General features: G+C 47.4%; 21 protein-coding genes. 13 read left to right on the top strand and 8 right to left on the bottom strand.

The genetic code is table 11. The features are described 5' to 3' along the window. Nucleotides 1–205: 205 nt before the first annotated feature. Both HRU69_01655 and HRU69_01650 read right to left on the bottom strand, forming a co-directional pair. On the bottom strand, nt 206–2407 hold the full coding sequence (locus HRU69_01655; GenBank protein QOI96257.1) for a xanthine dehydrogenase family protein molybdopterin-binding subunit: 2202 nt from the start codon (nt 2405–2407) through the stop codon (nt 206–208). Nucleotides 2408–2441: 34 nt separating this feature from the next. Continuing rightward, nucleotides 2442–2900 (bottom strand): (2Fe-2S)-binding protein, encoded by a 459-nt coding sequence (locus HRU69_01650; GenBank protein ID QOI96256.1) that lies wholly within the window; start codon nt 2898–2900, stop codon nt 2442–2444. A gap of 127 nt (nt 2901–3027) precedes the next feature. Between HRU69_01650 and HRU69_01645 the strand changes: the two genes are divergently transcribed. Continuing rightward, nucleotides 3028–3438, top strand: coding sequence for a DUF2141 domain-containing protein (locus tag HRU69_01645; protein QOI96255.1), 411 nt, complete (start codon nt 3028–3030; stop codon nt 3436–3438). Here the strand turns inward: HRU69_01645 and HRU69_01640 are convergent. Genes HRU69_01640 through HRU69_01630 form a run of 3 tightly spaced genes read right to left on the bottom strand, consistent with a single transcriptional unit; the run spans nt 3425 to nt 5281 of the window. Then, nucleotides 3425–3850, bottom strand: coding sequence for a cytochrome c (locus HRU69_01640; GenBank protein ID QOI96254.1), 426 nt, complete (start codon nt 3848–3850; stop codon nt 3425–3427). The genes HRU69_01645 and HRU69_01640 overlap by 14 nt on opposite strands. Then, nucleotides 3840–4481, bottom strand: a complete 642-nt coding sequence (locus HRU69_01635) for an SCO family protein (protein QOI96253.1) — start codon at nt 4479–4481, stop codon at nt 3840–3842. Before HRU69_01635 ends, HRU69_01640 begins: the two co-directional genes overlap by 11 nt. Nucleotides 4482–4483: 2 nt before the next feature. Beyond that, nucleotides 4484–5281, bottom strand: coding sequence for an MOSC domain-containing protein (locus tag HRU69_01630; protein ID QOI96252.1), 798 nt, complete (start codon nt 5279–5281; stop codon nt 4484–4486). 50 nt (nt 5282–5331) lie between these two features. Between HRU69_01630 and HRU69_01625 the strand changes: the two genes are divergently transcribed. The 3 genes from HRU69_01625 to msrB all read left to right on the top strand — a co-directional run bounded on the left by HRU69_01625 (nt 5332) and on the right by msrB (nt 7324). Next, entirely contained in the window at nt 5332–6012 is a 681-nt protein-coding gene (locus tag HRU69_01625; protein ID QOI96251.1) for a Crp/Fnr family transcriptional regulator, read from the top strand. Nucleotides 6013–6074: 62 nt separating this feature from the next. Beyond that, entirely contained in the window at nt 6075–6761 is a 687-nt protein-coding gene (locus HRU69_01620) for a hypothetical protein (protein QOI96250.1), read from the top strand. Between the two features lie 107 nt (nt 6762–6868). Further along, on the top strand, nt 6869–7324 hold the full coding sequence (gene msrB, locus HRU69_01615) for a peptide-methionine (R)-S-oxide reductase MsrB (protein ID QOI98796.1): 456 nt from the start codon (nt 6869–6871) through the stop codon (nt 7322–7324). A gap of 9 nt (nt 7325–7333) precedes the next feature. Here the strand turns inward: msrB and glgP are convergent, their stop codons facing one another. After that, nucleotides 7334–8983, bottom strand: a complete 1650-nt coding sequence (glgP, locus tag HRU69_01610; GenBank protein ID QOI96249.1) for an alpha-glucan family phosphorylase — start codon at nt 8981–8983, stop codon at nt 7334–7336. A gap of 110 nt (nt 8984–9093) precedes the next feature. On the opposite strand from glgP, the gene HRU69_01605 reads away from it, so the two are divergent. After that, nucleotides 9094–9648, top strand: coding sequence for a hypothetical protein (locus HRU69_01605; GenBank protein QOI96248.1), 555 nt, complete (start codon nt 9094–9096; stop codon nt 9646–9648). A 14-nt stretch (nt 9649–9662) separates the two neighbouring features. Here HRU69_01605 and HRU69_01600 read toward each other — a convergent pair whose 3' ends face one another. Together HRU69_01600 and HRU69_01595 are read right to left on the bottom strand one after the other, a co-directional pair. Next, the gene (locus HRU69_01600) at nt 9663–10634 is read right to left on the bottom strand and encodes an ABC transporter ATP-binding protein (GenBank protein ID QOI96247.1); all 972 of its coding nucleotides are present in this window, start codon (nt 10632–10634) and stop codon (nt 9663–9665) included. A gap of 2 nt (nt 10635–10636) precedes the next feature. Then, nucleotides 10637–11632 (bottom strand): iron ABC transporter permease, encoded by a 996-nt coding sequence (locus HRU69_01595; GenBank protein ID QOI96246.1) that lies wholly within the window; start codon nt 11630–11632, stop codon nt 10637–10639. 186 nt (nt 11633–11818) lie between these two features. Here HRU69_01595 and rplC point away from each other — a divergent pair, with 186 nt between their 5' ends. From rplC to rplP, 8 genes are read left to right on the top strand one after another with little or no spacing between them, the layout of a single operon-like run. Further along, complete coding sequence (rplC, locus tag HRU69_01590) at nt 11819–12451, top strand: 50S ribosomal protein L3 (protein QOI96245.1); 633 nt, start codon at nt 11819–11821, stop codon at nt 12449–12451. Continuing rightward, nucleotides 12451–13083 (top strand): 50S ribosomal protein L4, encoded by a 633-nt coding sequence (gene rplD, locus HRU69_01585; protein ID QOI96244.1) that lies wholly within the window; start codon nt 12451–12453, stop codon nt 13081–13083. Before rplC ends, rplD begins: the two co-directional genes overlap by 1 nt. Continuing rightward, nucleotides 13083–13370: a 50S ribosomal protein L23 gene (gene rplW, locus HRU69_01580; protein ID QOI96243.1), complete on the top strand. Its 288-nt coding sequence runs from the start codon at nt 13083–13085 to the stop codon at nt 13368–13370. Before rplD ends, rplW begins: the two co-directional genes overlap by 1 nt. Before the next feature lie 11 nt (nt 13371–13381). Beyond that, entirely contained in the window at nt 13382–14206 is an 825-nt protein-coding gene (gene rplB / locus HRU69_01575; protein ID QOI96242.1) for a 50S ribosomal protein L2, read from the top strand. Then, nucleotides 14207–14497 (top strand): 30S ribosomal protein S19, encoded by a 291-nt coding sequence (rpsS, locus tag HRU69_01570; GenBank protein QOI96241.1) that lies wholly within the window; start codon nt 14207–14209, stop codon nt 14495–14497. A gap of 2 nt (nt 14498–14499) precedes the next feature. Further along, nucleotides 14500–14967 (top strand): 50S ribosomal protein L22, encoded by a 468-nt coding sequence (rplV, locus tag HRU69_01565; protein ID QOI96240.1) that lies wholly within the window; start codon nt 14500–14502, stop codon nt 14965–14967. After that, nucleotides 14967–15746: a 30S ribosomal protein S3 gene (rpsC, locus tag HRU69_01560; GenBank protein ID QOI96239.1), complete on the top strand. Its 780-nt coding sequence runs from the start codon at nt 14967–14969 to the stop codon at nt 15744–15746. The genes rplV and rpsC overlap by 1 nt, the downstream gene beginning before the upstream one ends. A gap of 35 nt (nt 15747–15781) precedes the next feature. After that, entirely contained in the window at nt 15782–16207 is a 426-nt protein-coding gene (gene rplP / locus HRU69_01555) for a 50S ribosomal protein L16 (GenBank protein QOI96238.1), read from the top strand.

Raw genomic sequence — 16207 nt, 5'->3', positions numbered from 1 at the left:
CGTTTTAACTGCATAGGTTTTAGGGTTTAGTAAAAGTTTAGATGAAGCGAATTTAAACTAATCCACCAAATAAAAATCTTTACAGAAGTAAAGGACTGAATGACTATTCTGATGTTTTGCTGAAAATCAAAAGAAAATAAAAATACCCCTAATCTGATAGGGGTATTTTTACCAAAGAAATTCCGTTTGGAGGTATTATTTTTTTTTACATCGGGCTTATGGCCATCTCGTCTTTGTAGAACGGTTGATTGGTTAGGCGCCTTCCGGTTGCAGCATACAGGGCGTTGGCCAGCGCTGCACCAGCCGGTGGCAGACCGGGTTCGCCCAAACCAGTAGGTTCAACTCCGTTGTCAACAAAGAAGCATTCAATTTCCAGCGGGGCCTCGCTGTTGCGGATCAGTTTGTAGTTATGAAAGTTGTTCTGGTCGGGTTTGCCGTTGGTAAAGGTCATCTCGCTATACAGGGTATGGCCGAGGCCATCTACAATTCCGCCTTCAAGTTGATTCCTGGCACCCTCCGGATTCACCACAATGCCACAGTCAACCGCGCACCATACTTTCTGGATAACGGGCTTTGAGTTTTTCATTACAATATCCAGCACCTGGGCCACATAACTGTTGTGGCAGAAGTAGGCCGACACCCCGCGGTGTACGCCATTTTTCTTTTCGCTCCAACCCGATTTTTCTTTTACCAGTTTAAGTACCCCGGCATAGCGGGCGGCATCGTAATCGTTGTTAGTACCCACCGGATTGGTGGCTGCGCGATCCAACAGTTCCAACCGGAAGTCAATCGGATCGTTGCCCAGGGCTTCGGCCACTTCATCAAGAAAACACTGTTCAGCTATGGCCATAAAATTGGATCGGGGTGCTCGCCAGGCGCCCGTGGATATATTCGATTCGAGCGCATGATTTTCCACCAGGTAATTATCCACAGCTCCGGCCGGGAACCGGTTAGCAAACACCGGGCTTTCATGAATGCCGGCTCCACGTATTTTCAGTCCAATTAGTTTATTGTTCTTATCAATGGCTGCCTGGTACTTCACTTTATAAGCAGGTCGGTAGGTGCCCTGGGTCATGTCGTCTTCGCGGGTGTATACCACTTTAACCGGAGCATTCACGCGTTTGGAAATCACGGCTGCTTCAACACCAAAGTGCCCGTATAATCTTCTTCCAAAGCCACCTCCCTGTCGCGTCATGTTAATGGTTACTTTGTCTTCCGGCAATCCGGTAACTGCCGCAACCGTTTTGCGTAAAAATTCGGGCGTTTGTATCGGGCCAATCAGTTCGGCACCATCGGCTGTAACGTGCGCAAAGAAATTCATCGGTTCCATGGTGTTATGCGCCAGGAAGGGAGCTGAGTAAGTGCGTTCAATAATTTTAGCCGCTTTTTTAAAAGCTTCATCCGGATTGCCGTCTTTGCGTGCAGGTGTATCAGCCTTTTTCTCCAGCAGATCCGACAGGGCTTTGTCGTAGCTGGTGGTGTCCATGGGCGCTGAAACAGTTTCCCATTCAATGTTCAACGCTTTTTTAGCCTGCATTACATTCCAGGTGTTGTCGCCAACAAGTACCACCAGTTCTCTAAAAGCATTCACATCCGACCATTGCGGTTCAATGCCATCGGGTAATGAGTTGATGATGAAAACATCTTTTATTCCCGGCATGGATCGGGCCGCTGAGTCATCCACCGATTTGGGCCGCATGCCGAAGGCGGGTGCATGTACGATCATAGCTATCAGCATGCCCTCGCGTTGTATATCAAGTCCGAATAACGGTTCACCTTTGATAACCTTTTTGCCATCAACATTTTTCGTTGGTTTACCGATGATCTTGAAATCTTTCGGCTCTTTAAGTTGTACTTCTTCAGGCACCTGAATTGAAACAGCCTGCGCGGCCACTTCGCCATAACCGATTGTTTTTCCGGTAGCATGTTTGATGACACCGTTATCGGTGGCGAGTTCGGAAACCGGTACCTGCCATTGTTTGGCGGCTGCTTCCATGAGCATACGCCTGGCCGAAGCCCCGGCAATACGCAGCGATTTCCATCCTTGCCGAATGGACTGACTGCCGCCCGCCAGCTGCCGTGTATATTTTACGGTGTTGAGGGGCGCCTGTTCAACCAACACGTTGCCCCAGTCCACATCCAGTTCTTCAGCAACAATCATGGGCATGGATGTTTTTACATTTTGTCCGATTTCGGGGTTGGGCGAAAAAATAGTTACCACTCCGTTGTTTCCGATTTTCAAAAACGCGTTGATGTCGAACCATTCATCGGGCATGGCGAGCCCGGCTTTTTCCTGCGATGGCGCACACGACATCAGCCAGTTAAAGCCGATAACCATACCTCCGCCAGCAGCAGCCGATACCTTTAAAAAAGATCGTCTGTTATAATGAGTTTTAATAATTTCCATAATGGGTGTTTTTCGGGTTTACAATCAGAACCTGTTATTTCATGCCTGCGGCCAGTTTAATGGCTTCGCGAATACGCAGATAGGTGCCACACCGGCAAATGTTGCCGTTCATCGCATTGTATATATCCGCATCGCTTGGGTTTGGATTTTGATTTAACAACGCGGCAGCCGTCATGATTTGGCCGGCCTGGCAGTAACCACACTGCATTACATCCACTTCTTCCCAGGCTTTCTGTACCGGATGATCACCGTTTTTCGATAAGCCTTCAATGGTGGTCACTTCACTATCGCCAACCGCAGAAACTGGCAGGGAGCAGGAGCGGACTGCTGCGCCATTAAGGTGAACCGTACAGGCACCGCATTGGGCAATACCGCAGCCATACTTGGTGCCGGTAAGCCCGGCCAGATCGCGCAGGGCCCAAAGCAGGGGCATGTTGGGATCGGCCTCCAGCGAATACGTTTTCTTGTTGATTTTAAGTTTGATTGTTGCCATGAGGAGTAAAGGTTTTTTTCAGGAAGTGATGAAAGTTACGAAATTGCCGGACACCGGGTTTGTAAAAAATTTGTTAACGGATTCGATTAACGGGAATGGTTAATTTTTAGTGGTAAACGGCTGATAAATGAAGTTTTTGATAGTGATTTTAGGGTTTATGGTTTACTGTGGATGCACCTTGGCCCAGCACACGCTTGAAGTAACAGTTTCGGATATTAAGGTTATTAAAGGCTCCATCCGGATGGCCCTCTACAACAATTCGGCTGATTTTATGAAAAAGCACAAGGCCGTACGCGAAGTTGCAGTTACCGGAAACAACATGCATGTAACGTTTGATAATCTCGAACCAGGCGAATATGCCATCAGTTGTTACCACGATATAAACAACAACAAAAAGCTGGATTCAAATTTCATGGGCATCCCCCGCGAGCCTTACGGGTTTTCGAACAATGCGCGGGGAACATTCGGGCCGCCCGCATTTGAGGATGCACGGTTTACGGTTAAAAGCAACACCAAACAATCCATCAGTTTAAAGTAGAAGTACATTCGCGAAGCACGTTACTTACCTCTGCTACATCAACCAAACCGCGTTTATGTTCCCACGAGTTGTAGATGTAAGTGGCGATTTCGGCAATCTCCAAATCAGTTAGTGTGGGTACGCCCGGCATGGCCTGGTTGAATTCCTTCCCGTTAACGAGTAAGGGTCCGTCTATCCCGTTTTTCATCAGGCAGATAACAGCTTTAAAGTTGTTCTTCATGTAATCGGATTGATGAAGAGGCGGATACACCCGGCCGAGCCCGGTGCCGTTGGGCTGGTGGCAGTTGCTGCAGTGTTTAATGTAGAGTTGTTCGCCCTGCCGGTAGTAGTTGGTGAACTTATTTTTTTCCTGCGAATGCCCGCACCCCACAAACAGCAGGCTGGTGAGCAACAACCAATAATTACGTTCCATACTCCTGGCGCAATCGCTTAATGTCTTTGATTAACCGGTTTACATCTTCCTCCATCGTGCCATCGTACTTACCGCGTATTCTTCGCTGTTTGTCGATAAGCAGAAAGGCACCGCTGTGAATAAAACCATCCGGTTCGGATTTGTCCACCATAGCGGTGGCAAAGTAACTGGTTTGTGCGATGTCGTAAATCTTATCCTGTTCACCGGTAACAAAATGCCATTTGGCGCTGCTCACTCCGAGCCGTTCGGCAAAATCGTGCAGGCGGGCAACATCATCGTGTTCCGGGTCGATGGTGTGCGAAAGGATGAGTACATCGGGCATAGATTGAATAGAGTCGTACACGCGCAGCATTTGCGTTTTCATTTTCGGGCAGATGGTACGGCAGGAGGTAAAGAAGAAATCGGCTACGTAAATTTTGTTTTCAAAAGTTCTGTTGGTAACCAGCGCGCTATCCTGGTTAACAAATTCAAAATCGGCAATGGTGTGATATACTGTGTCTACCACCTTTTGTCCGTTAACTTCATTAACCACTACTTCGCGGTGGCCGAAGATGGGAAGGGGCTTTTCTTTTTCTGCCTGACAGCTCCAGAGAAATAGTACAACAATGAAATAAATTAACTGTTCACGCATGCTTACTCAATATTAATAGAGTCTGCAACTTTAACAATTCCTGAACTAATTGCCACCACGTTCTGACCAAAATAAACCTTACCGTTTTTTCTTCGGTAAGCTGAAAGGGTTCTGAGGGGCTCAGCGCCTTTTAATCCTGTTGCCGGGTCAACGGTAGTAAGCACGCAGCGGGCGCAGTTTTTTACACCCGTAAAACGGACGTAACCAATTGAAAAATTTTTCCACTCGTCCTCTTCATATGGCTGCCCTCCAATGAAAACGAAATTCGGGCGGAAACGGTTTATTCCGACCGCCTCAGCCAGGCGGGTGTTCAGATCATCCAGCGAAGCCTGCCCAATGATAAGGAAGGGGTAGCCATCGGCCAGGCTTACCTGTTCATTGTTAATGGCATAAGTACTATCTACCGGACGTTTATTGTTTTCAGGAAAATACACCAGCCTGCATGGAAACTTTAAGTGATCGGAAAACCATTCGCTTAAGTGGCTGTCTACTTCAGAAACAGAAACCGTATCATTCCAGATAGTGGCTGAAAAGGTGGCCTTTGGTTCAGGAGCGATTTCCAGATTTACGAACTGTTTACTTAGCCGGTGCGTTATTCGAAGCTGGTTGTCAACCATTTCGGTATTAAAAAGAGCCAGGTGCGGATGTTCACGTTGTGTAATAAACCGGTTGTCGGCATCAACCAGCATAAATCGCCTGTCGTGCTCCAGGCCTTTTTCCATAACCTTAGCCTGGTTTACCCGTATACCGGCAAGCGACTTAACCGGATAAAGCCATATTTCGCTGACTTGTTTTTTCATTAACCTATGGCCTCAAATTTTTGCTAACTTAAAGAATCTTTTGTTGGATTATGAGCAACACGGCTGCGCTCTGGTATTTCGAAAGCGTAAATTTGTATAACGTATTGTGCCCGCACAAAACAAAAGTGATGGGCGAAAAGCATGAGTTCAGGCAGTACCACAAAGATCAGTTTATTTACATCCCCAATGATGAGGCCAGTCATATTTATATGGTCGTTGAAGGACGGGTAAAAATCGGTCATTACCTGGATGACGGAAAAGAAGTTGTTAGTGCCATCCTTACTACAGGAGAGATTTTTGGGGAACTGGCACTTGCCGGTGAAGAAAAGCGCAAGGATTTTGCGCAGGCCATGGAAAACAGTACGGTGCTTTGCCCGCTTAGCATTGAAGAGTTGAAAGCTTTGATGAAGGATGATAAGGAATTAAGCTTCCGTTTATTGAAACTGGTTGGCCTGCGGCTGATGCGGCTGGAACGAAAGCTGGAGTTGCTGGTGTTTAAAGATGCCCGCACCCGCATTATTGAATTTTTAAAGGATGCCGCTTCGTGGAAGGGAAAGAAGGTGGGCTTTGAGACGATGATTCCCACTAAGCTCACACACAAAGATATTGCGGCACTTACCGGTACTTCACGCCAAACGGTTACTACCATCCTTAACGAATTAAAAGATCAAAACCTGATTTACTTTGACAGAAGGAAAATTCTCATTCGGGATTTAAGCCAGCTTAAGTAACCGGATGTCGGTTGGCCGACAGTTTACAGTAGCCTGTTTGGTAATTTCATTGTTTTAAAATTATGAGGGTATCAGTTTTTACTGCACTTCTTCTGGGCGTAAGCATCGCGGCCTATACCCAGGTTAAGGAAGTTCACCTTACAGCAGCCATTGGTAATGCCCAGGGTACAGTCAGCCTGTTGGCAGGCTATGATCGGGAGGTAGGATCGAAAGAGAAATTTGCCGTTGGTTTTGGTGCCCGGTTTACCTCTTACTTTGGAACAAACCAATATTATCAAACAGCACCCGCCAAACTCACCACGGGCAGTACGGGGCCCTTAGTGATTTTTAAAGAAAATATACCAGAAAACATAGACACCGTGTTGCTGGCAAAGGCGCAGGTCAACTCCCTGAATCTTTTCATCAACATGCGGTATGCAGTACACTCAAAGTTTCAGCTCGGCTTTAATATTGACGCTATCGGCTTTTCTTTTGGAGCCAGTCAGCCGGGTACATTTCGCAACACCCCTATCCGAACCAGACCGGCCTCGTTTAATGCTTTACTCATCAGCGATAATGATAGAGGAAACCTCAACTCAGAACTTTATCTGAAGTACTTGCTTTCCGAAAAATGGTCGGTTAAAGTTGCGGCCCAGTTTCACTTTACCGAGTATTTTACTGAAACCGAGGTTCAGCAATTTCCTGAACCCAATGATCGGTTTAGAAATAAAGCGCTCATGGGTGCAATCGGGGTGGTAAAAAGATGGTAACCTGCAACTTTATTAATCAAAAATTGTTAGTACCGGTGATGACCGTTAAAACGACCACATTAATTTCACTTGGACTTTTAATCACTTCCTGTATGCCTGCGCAAGACATGAAATCGCGAATCATCGAAAAAGAAAAACCGGTGGTTGCCGAGCAGAAGGTTTTTAAAACCGAAGAGGAATGGAAAAAGATACTAACCCCCGAACAGTACCACATCCTTCGGGAAAAGGGCACTGAGCGTCCTTTTACCGGCAAGTATTATAAAACCAACGACAAAGGTGTTTATGCCTGTGCCGCCTGCGATGCCGAGCTGTTTACTTCGGATATGAAGTTCGACAGCGATTGCGGCTGGCCCAGTTTTGATAAAGCCATTGAGGGAGGCAAAATCAAATACCAGGTTGACCGGGCTTACGGTTGGGAGCGAACTGAAATAATGTGTGCCAACTGCGGTTCGCATTTAGGCCACGTGTTCGATGACGGGCCCACCGTTACGGGCAAACGCTATTGTGTGAACTCGGTTTCGCTGAATTTCTACCGCGAAAAGAAAAGCGAACCTAAAAAGTAGCTGGCAAAATTACTTATATAGCTTTTCGTAGTACTCATCGGCCATCCGTGCCGAATCGAAATAGGGGAGTACATCGTTCATTCCGGCCTTCACTATCTTTAGCCATTTAGCCGGGCTTTTGTAGTACATCGGAATAATTTCGTTTTCAAGCAGGTCATACAAGTGGCTGGCCTCTTGTTTGTCTTTTTCTTCCTGTGGTAAATCATCAGCTGCAGGCTGAATAATGAAGCTGTTTTTTCCGTGTTTGGCAAACTCGGGTATCCACCCGTCAGGAATGGAAACGTTAACCGATCCGTTCATGGCGGCCGTCATGCCCGAAGTGCCGGAGGCTTCGTGGTAAAGCCGCGGATTGTTCAGCCACACATCCGAACCGCGTTTTAAATGTCCGGATAACCAGAGTTCATAACCGGTAAGCACGGTGCAGTTAGAGAAGGGCTTTGTCTTCCAGAAAATCTCATTGAAAATGTTGATGGCTGTGTAATCCTCCGGATAGGGTTTGCCGGCCCAGATAACCTGGATGGGGAACTCTTTATTATTAATGAGTGCCTTGAACCGGTTAAAGTCGCGCAGCAACAGGTTGGCGCGTTTGTAACCCGCAAATCTCCGGGCCCAAACAATGGTCAGCACATTTTCATCGAACAGTTTACCGGTTTGGTTGGCCACCACCCTAAAGAGTTTCCGTTTAAGCATCTTTTTCCGGGCCAGCAGTTTTTTGTCATCGCCTTTTGCCAGCGCTTTATCGAGCATGTAGTCATGCCAGTAGGCTTTGTTCTGCGCATTGGTAATGGCACCGATTTCACAAATGCCTTTATAGGGTTCCCACATTTTTCGGGCTACTTCGCCATGTAGTTGAGAAACGCCATTGGCCTTTTTAGCAATGCGCAAGGCGGTTAAGGTGTAGTTCAGCGTTCCGTTTTCAGGATAAACATACTCGTCAACTTCCTGTGGTGTTAAGCCGTTAAAAAAACTCATGCTTTCAAGCAGCGGAATATTGTGCTCTTCGTTACCAGCTTTTTCGGGTGTGTGGGTGGTAAATACCACACGCTTTCGTACATCATTGATGTTTTTGAATTTATCGAGCAGGTAGAAACACAACGGCAACGAGTGTCCTTCGTTCATGTGGTAGATGTCGGTTTCGCGGCCAAGTACTTCCAGCAGTTTGGCTCCGCCAATCCCTAATAAAATGGATTGCGCCACGCGGGTAGTTTCGTTGGGGTCGTACAACCTGTGGCTGATGGTCTGCGCCAGGTGGTCGTTATCATCAATATCAGTAGTAAGTAAGAAGATGGGTGCCGTTTTAAATACTTCTGGTTTCAGTAAAAATGCCTTCACATAAACGCGCGAACCGTGTATAGTAATTGGAAACAGGATGCCGGTATCGGTTAAAAATGAATAATCTTTATTCCTGAAGCTAACCCGCATGGTCTGGTCTTCGTTGCGCTCCTGGTCGTAGTAACCCTTTTTCCACAAGATGCCGATGCCAATCATATTTTGCTTCAGTTCATAGGCGCTGCGCATGTGCGAACCGGCCAGGAAGCCCAACCCGCCCGAGTAAATTTTCAACGGCTGGTCAATGGCAAATTCCATCGAAAAGTAGGCTACGGGTTTTGAATACTTTTTACTAAAAGAGTAGGGGAATAATTCGTTCAGATGAATCATGACTGTAAAAACAAGCCGCCAAAGTACAAAAACTGAAATTTATTAAGGGAAGCGGCAAATAAGTTTAGTACGCAAACGTTTGATATGCGATGAGTACGCTGCGGATTTGTATGCTGATTTTACTTTTATGCCCGGGTTGTGCACACCGCTATACAACTAAACTTTTTAAGGCGGGAGTAAAACACTGTAAAAACGGACGTTTCGAGGACGGCCGGAACTGCTTAATACAACTATATCATGCAGGCGACAACAGTTACTGGGTACTATCCGCATTGGCAAATGTGTACCTGCAACTGCAGCTATACGATTCAGCCAAGTTTTTTCTGGATAAAGCGTTTGTCGATCCGCGTTCCGTACAGGATGACAACCTCCAATCAAACATGGCTTATTATCTCTGGATGAATCACCTGCCCCACGAAGCCCTTGAGCACATCAACCGGGCAATTGAATTAAAACCGCGAGAGGCGGATTTCTATATGTACCGCGGCTTGGTGTATAGCGATTTGTTTTATAACGACCTGGCCTGCGCTGATTTTAAGAAAGCAGTTGAACTGGGCAGTAAAATGACTTCAATGAATGCCGATTCCTTATTTAAGGAAGACAATTGTGAGTCATGGGTTAAGGAAGAACTGGAAGGAGTAAAACGCAGGTTTAAACCTAAGTGATGTTTTTTGTACAGCTAAACTGAACTGGTATCAAGAGTCGTTAGAAGTTCTTTTATTGATCTACACGGTTTGCGATTAATGACCCAGATTAGGTTTTGATGCTGATTAATTATCTGCACAGTGGTTGGGGCATCGGGTGAAACTATGAATCCATTTCGCTCCAGCGCATTTTTTGTCCACAGGTATTCCGGGCCACTGCCTTCAAGGTTTATTGTTACTCCGCGCCAGGCCTCGTGCTTAACTTTCCCGGTTTTTAAGTCGAAACCTTTAAGTTGAAAAATCCTGTCAAAAGACCCATCAAGAACCAGATCCTCCGGAATTCCTGTTAAGAGGTCCCTATTTTCTCCCGTCAACCAAATCAGGTCAGCGGTTTGTAGGGCTAAATCAAGTTCGTGGGTTGCAACCAGCACCGCTTTATTTTTTTGGCGGGCAACTTTGCGGAGTAAATTCATAATCTCAACCCGGTTGTTCAGGTCCAGGTGTGAGGTTGGTTCATCCAGCAACAGGATGGGTGTTTCCTGTGCAAGCGCACGGGCAATCATTACCATTTGTAGCTGGCCATCGCTCAACTCATAAATTTTCTTATTCCTCAAATGACTGACATGAGTTATGCTTATGGCCTCCTCAATGGAGTCTTTATCAACTTGAGTTAAGTGCAGGCTCCAATCCAGATAGGGATAGCGGCCATAGGTAATCAATTCAAGGGCAGTGAGGTTACCGCTTACCGTATCAGTTAATACTACGGCCACCGTTTGTTCAGTGGCTTTAGTGCCATAAACCGAAACAGTGCCGTGTAACGGTTTATGCAATCCGGCCAGGGTTCGCAGCAGCGTTGATTTGCCAATACCGTTTGGTCCCATAAAGCAAACCAGTTCTCCGGGCATCAAAACAAGGTCAAGGTTAGCGAATAGCAGTATCTCCGGATTACCGGCAAACCCCACATCCAGTTTAGCAGTTGTGAGTAATGGACTTCGATCAGACGCCATGCTTAAACCCATATTTTTTTCGACCGGATAATTACCCAGATAACGACCGGTGCGCCAATCAGCGCGGTAACAGCATTAATTGGCAACACCATAGCAACGCCTGGAAGTTGCGCCAGGCTATCACACACCAGCATAAATGATCCGCCCATTAATACAGTGCCTGGTATCAGCAGTTTATGATTGCTGGATTTAATAAACAACCGGGTAAGGTGCGGAACGGCAAGTCCAACAAAGGCAATCGGCCCACACAGGGCAGTAACGGTACCGGTAAGCAGGCATGCACTTACCATAATAAGTATTCTTGCCCGATTGGGGTTAACCCCAAGGCTACGTGCATAGGTATCACCCAGCAGCCATGCGTTTAACGACTTAATCAGAAAAAAAGCCAACGCAATTCCTAACAGGCTAACCGTAGCTAACGCGGATACCTCTTGTTTATTCAGGCTTCCGATACTGCCAAACGTCCAAACGAGGTAATACTGCTGGTCTTCAGCCCGGCTGACAAATTGCAGAACACTAACCAGCGATGAAGTTGCCGCACCAACCATAAGCCCTACAATGAGTAAAGAAGCATTATCGCGTAAACGTTGTGCCACCAATAGCATCAAAATGAAAACTGAGAGGCATCCTAAGCTTGCCGCAAGCGAAATAGCGTAAGGGGCAGAAAAGAAAAACGGTGCACCGGCCATTACAACAACAGCCACAACCAGGCTGGCACCGGAGCTCAGGCCCAGCACATCAGGTCCGGCAAGTGGATTTCTAAAGAGAGTTTGCATTAACAGGCCGCTAACCGATAGTGCCCCCCCGGCCAGAACAGCCGTAAGAGCTTTTGTCAGTCTGAATTCAAGAACAATGTCTTTCCAGGCTTGTACCGATGGGTCTCCACCCAGTAAAACATTCAGTGTTTCAAGGGGCGGAACAGATACGCTTCCCAGCGACAGGTTGAGAAGAAAAAAGACAAGCAGAATTAGAGAAAGAAGCAGCCAGGCGTACCGCATTGAGTGTTTTAGCGCTCAATGATAACAAAAACAAGCGGCTTGTACCGACTTACCTGAGCGGCATGGGGCCTTCCAAAAATTTTAAAAGGCGGGTTTGCTAACTACCCTTTATCTCATATCTTTGCAGTCCTTTTTGCGTCAGAATGGCGCAAAATCCTGAAAAACAAGCATTAAAAGGTTTTACCCATGCCTGGAATTATAGGACGAAAAGTAGGAATGACCAGCATCTATGGCCCCCAAGGCGAAAATATCGCCTGTACGGTTATTGAAGCGGGCCCCTGCGTAGTCACCCAAGTAAAAAACGTGGAAACAGACGGTTACCGTGCTGTCCAGCTCGCCTTCGGAGAGAAAAAAGAAAAGAACACCCCCAAGGCCCTTCTCGGCCACTTTAAAAAAGCAAACACAACGGCTAAGCGTAATGTTGTTGAGTTTCGTGATTTCAGAAAAGAGTTCGAAGGTATTGTTGAGTTAGGAAAAGAAATACGGGTGCAGGATGTATTCCAGGAAGGCGACTTTGTAGATGCCGTTGGCACCTCAAAGGGTCGTGGTTTTCAGGGTGTGGTAAAACGCCACGGTTTCGGTGGTGTTGGCGAAGCAACACACGGTCAGCACAACCGGTTACGCGCTCCCGGTTCGATGGGTAACGCTTCATTTGCCTCGCGGGTAATTAAGGGAAAACGCCTCCCGGGCCGCATGGGTAACGACCGTGTAAAGCTGACGAACCTGAAAGTGGTTAAGATAATGCCTGACCAGAATATCATTGTGGTGAGCGGTTCTGTGCCTGGCGCAAAAAATTCAACCGTAATTCTGCAGAAGTGATGGAAGTAGCAGTGTTCACATATACCGGAGAGAAAACCAAAAAGAAGGTTTCACTTCCTGAATCTGTATTTGGCATCGAGCCTAACGATCATGCTATTTACCTTGATGTAAAGAGCATCCTGGCCAACCAGCGCCAGGGTACACACAAGTCGAAGCAGCGCAACGAGATTGCCGGCTCATCCAAAAAAATCAAAAAACAAAAAGGTACAGGCGGGGCGCGAGCCGGTAACATTAAAAACCCGCAGTTCAAAGGCGGAGGCCGGGTATTCGGCCCTGTTCCGCGCGACTACTCATTTAAGTTAAACAAAAAAGTAAAAGATCTGGCCCGCAAATCGGCCCTGACCTACAAGGCAAAGGAAAATGCCATAGCTGTTTTAGAGGATTTTACTTTTGAATCGGCTAAAACCAAGCAGTATATCAGTTTCCTTTCGGCTTTATCATTGGCTGATAAGAAAACCCTCTTGGTGTTGCCGGAAATGAATAAAAACATCATTCTATCAGGCCGAAATGTGAAGAATGCAAAAATTACTACGGCTGATCAGATCAATACCTACGATTTGATAAATGCCGACAGCCTGATTTTCGTAGAGAGTTCAGTAACCAAGGTTGAGAGCCTGTTAAATAAAGAATAATGAGCGTGTTAAAGAAACCCCTGGTCACCGAGAAGGTTTCCGCCCTGAACGAAAAGGGCAAGTATGGATTTATTGTGGCCATTGATGCCAACAAGGTTGAAATAAAGAATGCCGTAGAAAAACAGTATGGTGTAACCGTTGAAAAGGTGAACACCATCCGGGTAATGGGTAAGCGTAAGTCGCGCTACACCAAAGCAGGTGTTCTGGAAGGCCGTAAGCCGAATTACAAAAAGGCCATCGTAACCCTGGCCAGTGGTGAAGTAATTGATTTTTACAGCAACGTTTAATGTATTGAGCGATGGCGTTGAAGAAATTAAAACCGGTAACCCCAGGAACGCGACACAGACTCGCCCCGAGTTTTGACGACCTTACCTCGGCAACACCTGAGAAGTCGTTGGTTGTTACCCGCAAGAAAACCGGAGGCAGAAACAACAACGGTCGTATGACCATGCGCTACATTGGCGGTGGGCACAAGCAGAAATTGCGTGTCATTGACTTTAAGCGTGAAAAGGATGGTGTGCCGGCCACGGTAAAATCTATTGAATATGATCCTACCCGTTCGGCTAGGGTGGCCCTGCTCTATTATGCCGATGGGGATAAATCATACATACTCGCTCCGGATGGATTGAAAGCAGGTCAACAAGTTGTATCCGGTGCCGATGTTGCCCCCGAAGTAGGCAATGCGTTACCGTTGTCGAAAATACCCCTGGGTACCATCGTACACAACGTTGAATTAAAGCCGGGCAAGGGCGGAGCCATCGCACGCAGCGCAGGTTCGTTCGTTCAGTTACTGGCCCGCGAAAACGGGCTGGCCACGCTGAAAATGCCTTCGGGTGAAATGCGCAATGTGTTGGAAGTATGCATGGCAACCGTAGGAGCCGTTTCCAACCCCGACCACATGAACGAAAGCGTGGGCAAGGCGGGCCGCAGCCGCTGGCGTGGAAGAAGGCCGCGTAACCGGGGTGTGGCCATGAACCCGGTTGATCACCCGATGGGAGGTGGCGAAGGCCGCGCTTCCGGTGGACACCCGCGTTCTAGAAAGGGGTTGTATGCTAAAGGCAAAAAGACCCGTCATCCGAAGAAGTATTCCGATCGGCTAATTATATCAAGGAGGAAAAAATAAATGGGACGCTCAGTAAAAAAAGGACCGTATTGTGACTTTCGCTTGCTGAAGAAAGTTGAGGCAACTGAAAAGTCAGGAAAGAAATCGGTAATTAAAACCTGGTCAAGAAGGTCAACGATAGTGCCTGAACTGATCGGCCATACCTTTGCGGTCCACAATGGAAATAAATTCATACCGGTTTATGTAACCGAAAACATGGTTGGTCATAAACTGGGAGAGTTTGCACCCACGCGTACATTTCGCGGTCATTCGGGTAACAGAAAAGATGAGGGTACTCCAGCAGCTAAGTAGTCATGGAAACAACTGAAAAGAAAACAAAACGATCCGTTGTAAAACGCGAAAAGCGCGATGCCAGAAAGGAAGCCGCTAAGACCGGCCCCGTGGTGGCCAAGTTGAAAAACGTGCCTACCTCACCGCGTAAAATGCGTTTGGTGGCCGACCTTATCCGGGGCGAACGGGTAAGTAAAGCGCTTAATATTTTGAAGTACGAGCCCAAGGTAGGATCGCCAAAGCTTGAAAAACTTCTGCTCTCGGCTATATCGAACTGGGGCGCCAAAAATCAGGATGCCAAATTGGAGGAGGCTGACCTGTATGTGAAGGATATCTGGGTAGATGGCGGCAGGATATTAAAGCGGCTCCGCCCGGCTCCGCAGGGCAGGGCACACCGCATCCGTAAGCGTTCAAACCACGTAACGTTGGTAATTGACAGTTTGAAGAAGTCGGCTGAAACCGAAACAACAATAACAGAAACTAAGGAATAATGGGACAGAAGATAAATCCAATCGGGCTCCGTCTGGGCATCATCAGAGGTTGGGACTCCAACTGGTATGGTGGCAACACATTCTCCGAGAAACTGGTTGAAGATCAGAAGATCAGGGAGTACATCGAAGCCCGTATTCCTAAAGGCGGCATAGCCAAGATTGTTATTGAGCGTACACTAAAGCGCATTACCCTAACCATCCACACGGCCCGCCCGGGTGTTGTTATTGGTAAAGGCGGTACCGAAGTTGATAAAATTAAGGAGGAACTGAAAAAGTTAACCGGCAAGGACGTTCAGATTAACATTTACGAAATAAAGCGTCCTGAACTGGATGCAAAACTTGTTGGCGAATCCATCGCCCAGCAGATTGAAGCCCGTATTTCCTATAAGCGCGCCATGAAGCAGGCCATCGCATCGGCCATACGTGTGGGAGCTGAAGGTATTAAAATAAAGGTGTCAGGTCGTTTGGCAGGTGCCGATATGGCCCGTACTGAACAATACAAGGAAGGCCGTATTCCGTTGCACACCCTTCGGGCCGATATTGACTACGCCATATCCGAAGCGCAAACAGTTTATGGTAAAATAGGTATCAAGGTGTGGATTTTTAAAGGAGAAGTATACGGTAAGCGTGATTTGTCGCCTAACGTAGGCATTGTGAGCAACACCACAACCGCACAGCAGGGTAGTGGCCAGCGCAGTGGCGGATCTGAGCGCGGTGGCCGCAGAAGGGGTGAAGGCCGCGGGGGTGAACGCGGAGGCGAGCGCAGATCAAAACGGTAATTGAATTTAAACGAACGCGATAACAGTATTACGTCATGTTACAACCTAAACGTACCAAGTTCAGAAAGATGCAAAAAGGCCGGGTGAAGGGAATGGCCACCCGGGGTCATACCATTGCCTTTGGTTCGTTCGGCCTGAAATGTCTGGAGGGCGGCTGGATAACATCGCGCCAGCTCGAGGCTGCGCGTGTGGCTGTTACGCGGGCCATGAAACGCGAAGGCCAGGTGTGGATTCGGATATTTCCGGATAAACCCATAACCAAAAAGCCCGCTGAAGTGCGGATGGGTAAGGGTAAAGGAGCACCCGAGTATTGGGTAGCAGTTGTAAAGCCGGGCACCATTCTGTTCGAAGCCGGTGGGGTAAGCGTTGCCACAGCACGCGAGGCTCTGCGGCTGGCTGAAGGGAAACTTCCCATTAAAACCAAATTCACCGTCCGAAGAGATTACGTAGAAGGTCAGTAA

It is taken from the genome of Flammeovirgaceae bacterium, assembly GCA_015180985.1.
Classification (GTDB): Bacteria; Bacteroidota; Bacteroidia; order Cytophagales; family Cyclobacteriaceae; genus UBA2336.
The sequence above is the reverse complement of the archived record's forward strand: the minus strand, read 5'-3'. Positions and strand labels throughout refer to the sequence as shown.